12 protein-coding genes and 1 pseudogene are annotated in these 12,319 nt (G+C 64.5%); 7 read left to right on the forward strand and 6 right to left on the reverse strand.

Annotated elements, in window-relative coordinates; all coding sequences use genetic code 11:
* From IVA75_RS13570 to IVA75_RS13580, 3 genes are all read right to left on the reverse strand, one after another.
* A complete protein-coding gene (locus tag IVA75_RS13570) occupies nucleotides 1–1,965 on the reverse strand; it encodes a carbohydrate porin (RefSeq protein ID WP_247285372.1) in 1,965 nt (654 codons plus the stop codon).
* 397 nt (nucleotides 1,966–2,362) lie between these two features.
* Nucleotides 2,363–2,626, reverse strand: coding sequence for a hypothetical protein (locus IVA75_RS13575; RefSeq protein WP_247285373.1), 264 nt, complete (start codon nucleotides 2,624–2,626; stop codon nucleotides 2,363–2,365).
* A 139-nt stretch (nucleotides 2,627–2,765) separates the two neighbouring features.
* The gene (locus IVA75_RS13580) at nucleotides 2,766–3,572 is read right to left on the reverse strand and encodes a creatininase family protein (RefSeq protein ID WP_247285374.1); all 807 of its coding nucleotides are present in this window, start codon (nucleotides 3,570–3,572) and stop codon (nucleotides 2,766–2,768) included.
* Between the two features lie 138 nt (nucleotides 3,573–3,710).
* Here IVA75_RS13580 and IVA75_RS13585 point away from each other — a divergent pair, with 138 nt between their 5' ends.
* Genes IVA75_RS13585 through IVA75_RS13605 form a run of 5 tightly spaced genes read left to right on the forward strand, consistent with a single transcriptional unit; the run spans nucleotide 3,711 to nucleotide 8,055 of the window.
* Nucleotides 3,711–4,733 carry an ABC transporter substrate-binding protein gene (locus tag IVA75_RS13585; RefSeq protein ID WP_027565862.1) on the forward strand — a complete coding sequence of 341 codons (1,023 nt, stop codon included), beginning with the start codon at nucleotides 3,711–3,713 and terminating at the stop codon, nucleotides 4,731–4,733.
* A gap of 10 nt (nucleotides 4,734–4,743) precedes the next feature.
* On the forward strand, nucleotides 4,744–5,559 hold the full coding sequence (locus IVA75_RS13590) for an ABC transporter ATP-binding protein (RefSeq protein ID WP_247285376.1): 816 nt from the start codon (nucleotides 4,744–4,746) through the stop codon (nucleotides 5,557–5,559).
* Nucleotides 5,556–6,374 (forward strand): ABC transporter permease, encoded by an 819-nt coding sequence (locus IVA75_RS13595; protein ID WP_247285378.1) that lies wholly within the window; start codon nucleotides 5,556–5,558, stop codon nucleotides 6,372–6,374. The genes IVA75_RS13590 and IVA75_RS13595 overlap by 4 nt, the downstream gene beginning before the upstream one ends.
* Nucleotides 6,374–7,363, forward strand: coding sequence for a 2-hydroxyacid dehydrogenase (locus IVA75_RS13600; RefSeq protein ID WP_007604945.1), 990 nt, complete (start codon nucleotides 6,374–6,376; stop codon nucleotides 7,361–7,363). Before IVA75_RS13595 ends, IVA75_RS13600 begins: the two co-directional genes overlap by 1 nt.
* Entirely contained in the window at nucleotides 7,363–8,055 is a 693-nt protein-coding gene (locus IVA75_RS13605) for an AprI/Inh family metalloprotease inhibitor (RefSeq protein WP_247285380.1), read from the forward strand. Before IVA75_RS13600 ends, IVA75_RS13605 begins: the two co-directional genes overlap by 1 nt.
* A 68-nt stretch (nucleotides 8,056–8,123) precedes the next feature.
* On the opposite strand, the gene IVA75_RS13610 is transcribed toward IVA75_RS13605, so the two are convergent.
* Nucleotides 8,124–9,512, reverse strand: a complete 1,389-nt coding sequence (locus IVA75_RS13610; RefSeq protein WP_247285381.1) for a peptidoglycan-binding protein — start codon at nucleotides 9,510–9,512, stop codon at nucleotides 8,124–8,126.
* A 251-nt stretch (nucleotides 9,513–9,763) separates the two neighbouring features.
* On the opposite strand from IVA75_RS13610, the gene IVA75_RS13615 reads away from it, so the two are divergent.
* Together IVA75_RS13615 and IVA75_RS13620 are read left to right on the forward strand one after the other, a co-directional pair.
* Nucleotides 9,764–10,138, forward strand: coding sequence for a hypothetical protein (locus IVA75_RS13615; RefSeq protein ID WP_247285382.1), 375 nt, complete (start codon nucleotides 9,764–9,766; stop codon nucleotides 10,136–10,138).
* Between the two features lie 163 nt (nucleotides 10,139–10,301).
* On the forward strand, nucleotides 10,302–10,622 hold the full coding sequence (locus IVA75_RS13620) for a glycine zipper domain-containing protein (RefSeq protein WP_247285383.1): 321 nt from the start codon (nucleotides 10,302–10,304) through the stop codon (nucleotides 10,620–10,622).
* Here the strand turns inward: IVA75_RS13620 and radC are convergent.
* Both radC and map read right to left on the reverse strand, forming a co-directional pair.
* Nucleotides 10,619–11,348 (reverse strand): annotated as a pseudogene (gene radC, locus IVA75_RS13625) (DNA repair protein RadC). The gene IVA75_RS13620 and the pseudogene radC overlap by 4 nt on opposite strands.
* A 105-nt stretch (nucleotides 11,349–11,453) precedes the next feature.
* On the reverse strand, nucleotides 11,454–12,272 hold the full coding sequence (gene map / locus IVA75_RS13630; protein WP_018460078.1) for a type I methionyl aminopeptidase: 819 nt from the start codon (nucleotides 12,270–12,272) through the stop codon (nucleotides 11,454–11,456).
* Nucleotides 12,273–12,319 lie beyond the last annotated feature (47 nt).

Raw genomic sequence — 12,319 nt, forward strand, 5'->3', positions numbered from 1 at the left:
TCAGAACTCGCCGTGCAGCCGGCCGGAGAACACCGACACCGGGCCGCGATCAGCGTTGTAGGCGGGGTTGACGATGAGCTGGTAGTCCGCGGTGAAGGTCAGCGCCTTGTTGAGCGCGTAGGCGTAATAGGTCTCCAGCACGCGTTCCCTGCGGTAGTTGAGCTGGCCGTCACCGATCAGCGGACCGAGACCGCCGGCGGCGATGAAGTCGCGATGGTCCTGCGACAGGCCGTTGATCGCGCCGGCAATGGCGACGACGTCGTCGGGTCGGCCCCATTTCGCTCCCTTGACCGAGACACCGCCGGACAGGCTACGGTCGATGTCGGTGAAGGCCATGATCTCGTTGCGGCCATCGTTCCAGCTCCAGCGGCCGAACACGCCGATATCGTCGGTGATCGCCTGTTCGACATTCAAAGCGTAGCCGTATTTGAGCCGGCCGCGGCGGGTCTGGCTGATGTCGAGGTTGAGCAGCGGATTATCCAGCGTCTCGCGATAGCTGCCGGAATAGGCGCTGTTGACGAAGCCGAGAGTACGCAGCTTGCCGGGCTGGCCGAACAGCGAGTAGCGCATCTCGAGCTCCGCGACATATTCGCCGCGGCGGCCGATATTCATGTCGAAATTGTTCGAGTTGGACTGGGCGTCCATCAGGAAGTAGCCGGCGCGCAGCGCCCATTGCTTCTGATTCAATTCGGCCGTTGCACCATAGCCGAGGCCGAGCTTGTCAGCGGCGTAGTCGAAGGCGCCGGATGCCCAGATCGACCAGTTCATGAAATCCTTGCGCGGATCGTGCGCGTAGGAATTGCCGTCAAAGACGTCGACCACGGAGAGCTTTCCGACCTGCAAAGTCAAACGCGACACGTCGGCCTTGCCAGCAAGCTGAAACTGGCCGCTGGCAAGCTCCTCCTGCTCGCCGCCGAAGCCGAAGGTGTGGCGCACGAACAGCCGCGAGGCGTTGAAGTGCGGATAGGGAAAGCCGGACTTCTGCGCTTCGCCGTTGGGGAAGCCCCCCGCGCCGGTCGTGTTGTTGAAGCCAAAGCCCTGCAGCAGCTCGGGATTGAAATAGACCTCGCCGCCGTCCCACAGCCGCGCATTCAGATAGAGCGAATTGCTCCAGGTCTGCTGCAGATCCGGCGAGGGGGTGAAGCTGTTCGGCCCGGTATAGGGCGCTCTGAACGAGGGATGTCCCTGGGCCAGCGCTGTCGACTGGCCGTGGATCTCCCAGCGGCTGGACTCGGTATCGGTGACGTCAGACTTCGGATTGTAGGTCGGCAGGCCCGGCCAGTCGATCTTGCGATTGAGGCCGATCCGCAGGCTCTGGAAATCCATCGAGGACGAATATTGCGCGCCCGAGGGGAAGGTGACGCGGGCGTTCTCGAACTTGCTGTAGAGATATTCGAGCCGCGCGCTCCAGTGCGGCGCGAAGGCATATTCGACGCCGCCGCCGGCGGTCCAGCCGAACCGCGTGTTCAACACCTTCTCCTCATTGCCGCCTGCCGGTGTCGAGAGAAAGCGCTCGCCGGCAAAAGCGGCGCCGCCAGTCGCGTAGAACAGGAATGCGCCCGTGGTGTAGCCGAGCCGCGCGCGCAGGCTCGCGACGTAATCCCAGCGCTCCTCCGCGCTCGATAGCGCGGTGGTCGTCGACGACACCACGTGGTTGGAGGGCAGATAGTTCGGAAAGGAGATGTCGCCTTCGACGCCGAGCAGAAGCCCTGAGTTGAGGCGCCAATTGTAGCCGGCCTGCACGCCGCCGGTCGCGCCGGTGAAGACATGATTATCGGTCGCGACCGCGGGATCGGTCAGCATGGCCGAGGACGTGCCGCGGGTGAAACCGGCGTGTGCACCGATATAGAGGCCCGTCCAGTCGTAGACGGCCCTGAGCGCAGGTGCCTTCAGCGGCAGATCAGCCGCGCGGCTGCTGGCGGGCAAAGCCAAGACGCCCGAGGCAATCGCCGCGGCCGTCCGCAAATACCTGTAACGGTGACCCCTCAACGTCAAAACGCACGCCCCCAAAAGCGAGTGTGTCCACTCGCCGCACTATCCCTGCCGATTCGCGGCGACCCTGTCATCAGGCTTAGGTGCTCCGCGATCGGACCTGATGATCTCAGTCCGGCGCGACTTCTTCCCAAGCCCCTGAGCCTGTTGCAAACCTTATTGCGATTAATTCGCAATAGCAACTAGTGCAGATTGGCGCAGGGGATGGTTCGCACCGCTGTGTGACGGGGCTGCAACAAAATCCCGAGGCCCCAAAACAGTTGACCCCGCCCGGGGGGACATCCGGGCGGGGTCGGGGGCACGACACGGGGTGGATGAGGCGCCCGTGTCGGACGCAGGATCCACGTGAGATCGGCCTCAGGGACTCAAATCAGAAGCAGGTACGAACGCGGCCAACGTACTGGCCAAAGGCGTTGTACTGGGCGGCCCAGCCGCAGCGGTGATAGCCGTTGTAATAGGGGTCGTTGCTGGCGGCGATCGCGGAGCCGACGACGGCGGCGGTGGCGATGCCCAGGCCGACGCCGACGCCCCAGCCGAGCGGCTTGGCTTGCGCCTGCGAGGTGGTGGCGACGACGCTGCCGGTCAGGGTGAGCGCGGTGAGAGCAACTGCGAAAAGCTTGGTCTTGATCGACATGTGAAACTCCATCCGGGTTGAGGCGGTCCGTTGTGGCCCGCGTACCGAGTTGGACGGAGGCTCCGCGCGTCCGGTTCGAAACCGGCAAAAGCGGAGCTCGAGTCTGGCTCTTTTCAGAATGATTCCAGGAGGATAAGCGCTAACCGAGCGGGCCTTTGGCGAGCCTGTTCACGTCGAAGTTATCAACCTCGGCAAGCAGCTCGCAAAAAGCGCGGGCGCCCTGGTCGATCAGCCGCTCGCCTTTCGCGGCGACGGCTAGCGTCGCATTGCCGACGGCGCCGCTGGGGTTGAGATCCTGCGCCTGCCAGGCGAACGGTGCGGGTCGCTGCGTCGACAGCCAGCGATATTGCTGCTCCATCGCGATGCTGCTCGCGGGAAAATCCGCGATCGCATCACCGCGCACCCGATCGGGATAGCGCGCCAGCATGATTGAGGTCTCGACTGCACCGCCGTGGATGCCGTGGCGTACTTCGTCGGCCGGGAACAGCTGGTCCGCGCCCGACAGCCGCGACCACGCCGTGGTCACCACGAACAGTTTCTGATACGCGCGAAGATCCTGCGCGATCAGCATCATTGCCGCGCTGTTGCCGCCATGGCTGGTGATGATGACGAGCTTTTTCAATCCGCGCCGCGCGACGTCCTCGCCGATCGCGCTCCATTTTTTCAACGCGACTTCAGTCGCTAGCGTCTGCGTGTCCGGATAGTCGATATGCTCGGTGGAAATCCCGATCGGTTCAACGGGCAGGAAAGTGGCCGGAACGCTTTCGGGCAGGAGCTCGCGCACCCGCGCGAGATAGGCGTCCGCGATCAGCACGTCGGTCTCGAGCGGCAGATGCGGGCCGTGCTGCTCGGTCGCCGCCAGCGGCAGCACTGCGATCCAGCGCGACACCTCGGCTGGGCCGGCATCGGCCCAGCGGATCTCGGTCCAGTCGCGGGAAGGCGTCATCAAGGTTTCTTTGCCCGAATTTGTCGAGTAATTTGGGGTATCAGGGGACGCGGGCCAGGCCGGCTCGCGTCCCTGAATGTCTTGCGGTTTTATCGCGTTGCTTGGACATCGGCTAGAAGCGATCGACGGAGTCCCATCATGAGCCCCTCTCATCTGCGGCGAGCCTTAACGGCGGGCCTGATGGCCGCTTTGGTCTCGGTCGTTCCGGCGCGCGCCGAAACCCTGGACAAGGTCATGTTCGGCACCAATTGGGTCGCCGAGGCCGAGCATGGTGGCTTCTTCCAGGCGGTCGCCGACGGCACCTACAAGAAATATGGGCTGGACGTCACCATCGTCCCCGGCGGGCCCAACGAGAACAACCGGATGCTGCTGATCGCCGGCAAGATCGATTTCTTCATGGCCGCAAATACGCTGATGTCGTTCGACGCGGTCGCCAACAACGTCCCGGTCGTCACGATCGCCGCGGTGTTCCAGAAGGATCCGCAGGTGATGCTGACGCAGCCCGATGCCAAGGTCGCCAAGATCGAGGACCTCAAGCCGCTGACGCTGTTCGTCTCCAAGGAGGGCATGACCAGCTATTTCCAGTGGCTGAAATCCGAATACGGTTTCAGCGAGAAGAACGTTCGCCCCTATAATTTCAATCCGCAGCCCTTCATCGCCAATCCCAAGAGCGCGATGCAGGGTTACGTCACCTCCGAGCCCTTCGCGGTCGAGAAGGCCGCCGGCTTCAAGCCCAACGTGTTGCTGCTCGCCGATTACGGCTTCAACACCTATTCGACCCTGATCGAGAGCCGCCGCGACGTGGTCGAGAAGAAGCCCGACCTGGTGCAGCGCTTCGTCGATGCCTCCATGGTCGGCTGGTACAATTACATCTACCGCGACAATTCCGCGGGCAACGCCATGATCAAGAAGCTCAATCCGGAGATGACCGACGAGCTGCTCGCCTATTCCGTCGCCAAGATGAAGGAATACGGCATCGTCGATTCCGGCGATTCGCTGAAGAACGGCATCGGCGCGATGAGCGACGAGCGCTACACCTCCTTCTTCAACAAGATGGTGAAGGCAGGCGTGGTGAAGGCAGACCTCGATTTCCGCAAATCCTATACGCTGCGCTTCGTCAACAAGGGCGTCGGCGCCGAGCTGCGTCCGAGCAAGCCGTAGCGCAAGGCCGATGTCATCAGTCCAAACGTCGGCGGGGGTCGAGACCGGCCTGACGGCCCTGGCTGTCAGCCTGCGCGGCGTGACGAAGACCTATGACAACGGCGTGCTGGCGCTCGGCCCGCTCGACCTTGCGGTGCGCAAGGGCGAGTTCATTTCGTTGCTGGGACCGTCCGGTTGCGGCAAATCCACCGCGCTGCGGCTGATTGCCGAGCTCAGCGCGCCGTCGTCCGGCATCGTGAGGCTGGCGCGTCAGGAGGACAAGGCGCAGCCAGGTCACGGCATCGGCTTCGTGTTTCAGGAACCAACCCTGATGCCCTGGACCAGCGTGCGCGAGAACGTGCGATTGCCGCTGAAGTTAGCAGGCGTTCCGAAGGCGGAATCGCGCGGGCGTGCCGACGAGGCGTTGGCCAGCGTCGGGCTTGCCGATTTTGCCGACGCCTTTCCGCGCGAGCTCTCCGGCGGCATGAAGATGCGGGTGTCGCTGGCGCGCGCGCTCGTCACCGATCCTGATGTCCTCCTGATGGATGAGCCGTTCGCGGCGCTCGACGAAATCACGCGCTTCCGCCTCAACGACGATTTGCTCGCGCTGTGGCGCAGGCTCGGCAAGACCGTCATCTTCGTCACGCATTCGGTGTTCGAATCCGTCTATCTGTCGCAGCGCGTGGTGGTGATGACGGCGCGGCCGGGCCGCATCCAGGCCGACTTCCGCATCGAGACGGTCGAGCCGCGTGGCGAGGAGTTTCGCACTTCAGTCGCCTATTCCGATTATTGCCGGAAAGTGTCGGCGGCGCTGGCGCCGTCCTATGCAGGGCAGTCGACGCTATGAACGCGCAAGCTTCCGTCACTGCGAAGCCGTCCGGCGCACAACGCGCGGTGCGCTTCGCGCTGCCCGTCATCGTGTTCGCGGCGGGCCTGCTCGCCTGGGAGCTCGTGGTTCGGATCAAGGACATCCCGCCTTACGTGCTGCCGGCGCCCTCCGTCATATTCGTGACACTGATCAAGGATTGGTCGGTGCTGTCACAGTCGCTCGCCGCGACGCTGCTGACCACGCTCGAAGGTTTTGTGGCGGCCAGCATCGGCGGCATCGCGCTGGCGCTGCTGTTCAACCAGTCCAAATGGGTGGAAGCATCGCTGTTCCCCTATGCGGTGGTGCTTCAGGTCACGCCTGTCATCGCGATCGCGCCGCTGCTGCTGATCTATCTGGAGCAGCAGACCGCGGTCGTGGTCTGCGCCTTCATCGTCGCCTTTTTCCCGGTGCTGTCGAACACCACGCTCGGGCTCAATTCGGTCGATCGCAACCTCGCCGGCCTGTTCCAGCTCTATGGCGCCTCGCCGCAGCAAACCCTGCGCTTTCTCAAGCTGCCGGCGGCGCTGCCTTACATTCTCGGCGGCCTGCGCATTGCCGGCGGCCTGTCGCTGATCGGCGCGGTCGTGGCCGAGATCGCGGCGGGAACGGCCGGGGCCGGCTCCGGGCTCGCCTACAGGATCGCAGAATCCGGCTACCGCTTGAACATACCCCGCATGTTCGCAGCGCTGCTGCTGTTGTCGCTGGCCGGGATTGTCATCTATGGGGTGCTGGCGCTAGTTTCCCACCTCGTTTTACGGCGCTGGCACGAAAGCGCGCTTGGAAAGGACAACTGATGACCACCGGTTCGATTTCGTCCGAAAAGATCGACCTTCTGATTTATGGGCCGGTCCGGCCGATCCTCGAGAACGGGTTTTCCGATCATTTCGTCGTGCACAAGGCGGAGACGCGGGGCGATCTCGAGCGGCTGACGCCGGCAATCCGCGAAAAGATCCGCGGCGTGGCGGTGACCTATCACACCGTGCGCGCCGACCGGGATTCGCTGTCGCAATTGCCCAAGATCGAGATGGTGGCGAGCTTCGGCGTCGGCTACGACCACGTCGACGCCAAATACGCCGCCGAGCACAACATCATCGTCACCAACACGCCCGACGTGCTGACCGAGGAGGTCGCCGACGTCGCGATGGGCCTTCTGATCTCCACGGTGCGTGAATTCATCAAGGCCGATCGTTATGTGCGCTCCGGTCTCTGGCAGACCCAGAACTATCCGCTCAGCGTCGGCTCGCTGCGCGATCGCAAGGTCGGCATCGTCGGCATGGGCCGGATAGGACAGGCGATCGCGCGTCGGCTCGATGCCTCGCTGGTGCCGGTGGTCTATCACACCCGCAATCCGTCCAAGGACGTCTCCTACAAGCACTACCCCGACCTGATCGAGATGGCGAAGGCGGTGGACACGCTGATGGTGATCGTGCCCGGTGGCGCCAGCACGAACAAGATGATCAACGCCGAGGTGCTGAAGGCGCTCGGCCCGCGCGGTGTGCTGGTCAACGTCGCGCGCGGCTCGGTGATCGACGAACCGGCGCTGGTCCAGGCGCTCAAGTCCGGCACCATCCTTGCGGCCGGTCTAGACGTGTTCGCGGCCGAACCGAACGTGCCGGACGAGCTCAAGACCATGCAGAACGTCGTGCTGCTGCCGCATATCGGCTCGGCCTCGGTGGTGACGCGCAACGCGATGGACCAGCTCGTGGTCGACAATCTCAAGTCCTGGTTCTCAGGCAAGGCGCCGTTGACGCCGGTTGCGGAAACGCCTTTCAAGGGGCGCTGATGAGAGTTCTTCGGGTCGTTGCATTCACCGTCGCGGCCTACTGGGCCGCGATCGGCGCTGCGCATGCGCAGGATACGACGACCCTGAAGAAGGAGATGCCCGGGCAGTGGGAGCTCTCGACCACCGAGCGCAGCAAGACCTGCGTCGTCACGCTCAAGGCCGACGCTGCGGCTCAAGGCTTCAAGCTCGAGCTGGAGCCGGCCTGCAAGGCCGCGCTGCCCTTCACCAAGGATATCGTCGCGTGGAGCGTCAGGGGTCTCGACATCGTCCGCCTGCAGGATTCGAGCGGTGAAGCCGTGATCGACTTCACCGAGGTCGAGGCCGGGATCTTCGAGGGCCTGCGGCAGGGCGAGGGCGTCTACATCCTGCAAGATCTCGCCGCCGCCCGCTCGATGGCGAAGTCGATGGACCAGATGATCGGCGACTGGTCGATCGTGCGGGGCAACGGCCAGCCGGTCTGCGGGCTGACGTTGACCAACACCGAAGCCGGGCCGGACAATTTCCAGGTCTTCCTCAAGCCGAAATGCGATGCGGCCATTGCGCAGTTCAACCCGACGCAATGGCGGCTCGAGCGCGGCCAGATCATCCTGCTGTCGAAGGCCGGTGAGGCCTGGCAGTTCGAGGCCGACGACAACGCGCAATGGCGGCGCGTCCCCGATACCGCCGATCCCCTGATCATGCTGCGCCAGTAGGCGCCGCGAAACGCGAGCTTATCCTGAGCGCCCGCCATAGGCGGGCGTCTCGAAGGGACGGCCGCAGGCTACGTCGTCGGCTTGGGCGGCGGCGCGGTGCCCTGGGCCCACTTCTCCATCTTGCCGAGCACGCCCCAGGCCGTGAGCGCCAGCGAGATCGGCATCGCGAATTGGCCGAGGCCCGGCACCGCCGACACCAGCGTCCCGAGCAACCCGGCAAGACCGCCAGCGTTGGGGCTCGCCGTCACCGAAGAGAGCAGCGCTGTGATCAGCGAGCCGCCGATGCCGAGCGCAGTCTTCTTGCCGTCGAGCATCTTGCCGATGGTATCGCCGAGCGCGCCATTGACCTGGCCGAGGACAGGCTTGCCATCCCGGTTGAGCAAGGTGCCGAGCAGGTCGACGACCTGCTTCAACTGATCGACGGGGGCGGGGCTGGTCGGGGTGAGGGGTCCTGGCATGGGGGCCGTCTTGTTGACGAGGGAAAATAGCCGTTCGAACAGGCTGATCGGATCATTGGTGGCGGGCAGCGTGTTGCCCGATGCCGTCGTTGCCGGGATCACGGCGCCGACCGGCGGCCGCAGCAATTGCGCGAGGTCCTCCAGCCGCTTCATGATCCTGGACACATCGCCGCTCGATCCGGTGGGGCCCGACTGCACAGCGCGGGTGAGGGCGGCGACCGTGGCGCCGTCGAGAAGTCCGGTATCCCTCAAGCCGTTCTGCTGCTGAAACTGCGAGACCGCGGCCCTGGTCTTCGGTCCGCTGACGCCGTCCTCGGCGAGCGGCGGATTGGCGCCGAGCTTGTTGAGCGCCTGCTGCATGAGAACTATCGTCGACGCCGCGTCGTCCTCCGGTTCGGCCCGGCTCGCGAATTGCGGGCTGCCGTCGAGGGTGATCGAGGAATCCAGCGACATCATTGCATGCAGGATCACCGCGGTGCCGAGCTGGGAATCGACGTGACCCGAATCGAACACATGATCGCGGACGAATTTGCCGGCTCTTGCCTCGGGCGGGCCATACAGCGTCGAACCGCCATAGAGATAGGGCGAATTGCAGCCCTTGGCGTGATAGCCGAAGCCGTTGAACCCTTCGAGCCGGAACAGAATCCGCGCGATCGCCCAATCGTGAGCGCCGACGAAATTCTCGATTCTGAAGGCGTCCACGGCGCCGTCCACGAACGTGGCAAACGGACCGCGCCCCTTCGGAACGAGCGTCGTCACGCGATGAAGCGTTTCGCCGTTGCCGAGATAAGTGTCGAAATCGAAATTGGACTCGCGGTAGTGGCAGAGGGCAGCGAAATACCAGGGGACGCCGGTCAACCGCTCGATCTGCTGATAGGTCGCCTTGCCGTTGATGGCCTTGCGTGCGACCGCGTTCGCGTCGGAGAGGCGTGCAGGCCGGATCTCGAGATTGGCCCAATTCTGCTCGTATTCGCTTTTCAAACTCTCGAATGAAATCATTTTCCGCTCCCGCAATGAATGGATTTTGCAACCGCGCGTCAGTCGAAATGAACCAGGTGCCGTGATCAGGCGTGAGACCAGCGTGATCTCCCGCAAGTCTGGCAGGCCGCCGGGGCGCCGCGTGTGAAGTGGGTTACAACCTCGCCGAGAAAATGAGCGGCAGGACCGGGATCAGGGCGGCAGCCCGCGAGGGAACCGAAAGGGCCGCTGCTCGGTTAGCGACGCGAGACAGTCCGGCAACGGAGCCCTGCATGACCACGCGCGTCCTCGCGATCGGCATCGAACCCGGCAACGCGGACTACAGTGCATTCCCGCAGCTCACGCCGGCGCTCGTGCGCGACTATATCGATGCGCAGCTGCTGCGCTTGCGCGATCTCGGTTACGAGGTCACGAGCTGCCTGATCGATCTCGATGCCGCGGCGGAAGCCGCCGTCACGGCGACGCTGCGCGAGGAGAATTTCGACTGCATCGTGATCGGCGCGGGCCTGCGCGAGCCGAAGGAGCGCCTGCTGCTGTTCGAGAAGGTGCTCAACCTCGTCCACCGCCTGGCGCCCGACGCCGCGATCTGCTTCAACACCACGCCGGCCGACACCGCCGAGGCCGTGCAGCGCTGGGTCGATGCTTAAGATGAATGGGGAAGGCCCGCGCTGCACACGGGGCGTGGCCTGAGCCGCCTTCGAGCCGAGCCTCCGACGCCATCGCGAGAGTGCGGGGTCCCGGCATGGTGATTTGTCTGGTCCGAATCCGGCTGCGGCGCTATGACTCCTCTGACCACAGGGGAGGGCGAGCATGCTTCGAGGTCTTCGCATTGGAAGTTTCGCTATCGTGGCCTGTCTGGCGGTCGTGATCGCGATGCCGGCTCATGAGGCGGCGGCGCAGGACGCCATTGGCGGTGCCATCCTCGGCGGCGTCGGTGGAGCGATCGTGGGGGGCGCCATCGGCGGAGGCCGTGGCGCGGCCATCGGCGCTGTCGTCGGTGCCGGCACGGGCGCTGCGATCGCCTCAGAGGGCGAACGCCGCCGCTCCGGCTATTACGCCTATCAGCGCGGCTGCTACATGCAGCGCCGGGACGGCTCCTACGTCCCGGTCGATCCGAGATATTGCTACTAGATCAGCCGCATCCCGCGCAGACTCGCATGCCCGCTCTTGCCGACGATGATGTGGTCGTGCACCGCGATCCCGAGCGGCTTTGCGATGTCGATGATCGCCTTGGTCATCTGGATGTCGGCCTGTGAAGGGGAGGGATCGCCTGAGGGGTGGTTGTGCACCAGGATCAGCGCCGTCGCGGACAATTCCAGCGCGCGCTTGATCACCTCGCGCGGATAGACCGGGGTGTGATCGACGGTGCCGGTCTGCTGCACTGCCGGTCTGCTGCACCTCGTCGGCGATCAGCTGGTTGCGCTTGTCGAGGAACAGCAGGCGAAACTGCTCCTTCTCGGCGAACGCCATGCTGGTGCGGCAATAGTCGATCACCTCGTTCCAGGACGACAGCGCGTTGCGGATGTTGACCCCGCCCTTGGCGACGCGATGCGCCGCCGCCGCGAGCAGCTTGAGCTGATGGATCGCGGATTCGCCGATGCCGTCCACCTCGCGCAGGCGCGCCACCGGCGCATGCACGACCTCGGCAAACGAGCCAAAAATCTTGATCAGCGACTTCGCCAGCGGCTTGGTGTCACGCCGCGGCAGCGCCGGAAACAGCGCCATCTCCAGCAGCTCGTAGTCGCTGAGCGCGTCCGCACCGGCGCTGTAGAAGCGCTCGCGCAGCCGTTCGCGATGGCCGAGATAGTGCGGCGCTTCTTCGGGCTTGCTCTTGTCGTGGTCGGGCTTGGCAGGCATCGGCCGCCAGCATTGCCGCGGGTAATCCTTTTTGCAACCGTCAATTGCGGCGGCAAATCCGGTTCACGCCAGCCGACGATCCCGAAGGTCAGCCGCCAGCCGCCCTCACCCAATCTGCTTCTCGCCGTGCCGCTCCGACAGCGTGAAGATCTCGACGCCTGTCGCGGTGACGCCGACGGAGTGCTCGAACTGCGCCGATAGCGAGCGGTCGCGGGTCACGGCGGTCCAGCCGTCGGAGAGGATCTTCACATGCGGCTTGCCGAGATTGATCATCGGCTCGATTGTGAAGAACATGCCGGGCTTGAGCTGCACGCCCTCGCCGGGCCGGCCGATATGGATGATGTTCGGCTCGTCGTGGAACATGCGCCCGAGGCCATGGCCACAGAAATCGCGCACCACGCTCATGGCCTGCGGCTCGACGAAACTCTGGATGGCATGGCCGATGTCGCCGGTGGTGGCGCCGGGCTTCACCGCGGCGATGCCGCGCATCATCGCCTCATAGGTCACCTCGATCAGCCGCTCGGCCTTGCGGGCGATCGGGCCGACTGCATACATCCGGCTGGAATCGCCGTACCAGCCGTCGACGATAAAGGTGACGTCGATGTTGACGATGTCGCCCTCTTTCAGCGGACGGTCGCCGGGCATGCCGTGGCAGACCACGTGGTTGAGCGAGGTGCAGGTCGAATAGCGGTAGCCGCGATACATCAGCGTCGCCGGATAGGCATTGTTGCTGAAGGCGAAGTCGCGGACGAACTGGTCGATGCGGTCGGTCGGAACGCCGGGCCCGACGATGTCGGTGAGCTCGTCGAGGCACTTCGCCACCAGCGCTCCCGCCTTGCGCATGCCGGCAAAGGCGCTTGGTCCATGCAGCTTGATCTGCCCGGTCTTGCGGAGCGAGGTATCGGTAGCTTCGACGTAGCTCATGCGGATGCGGTCTTCTCGGCACGGGGCCGGTATCGAGGTGGGCGCAA

Source organism: Bradyrhizobium sp. 134 (assembly GCF_023074155.1).
Lineage (GTDB): Bacteria > Pseudomonadota > Alphaproteobacteria > Rhizobiales > Xanthobacteraceae > Bradyrhizobium.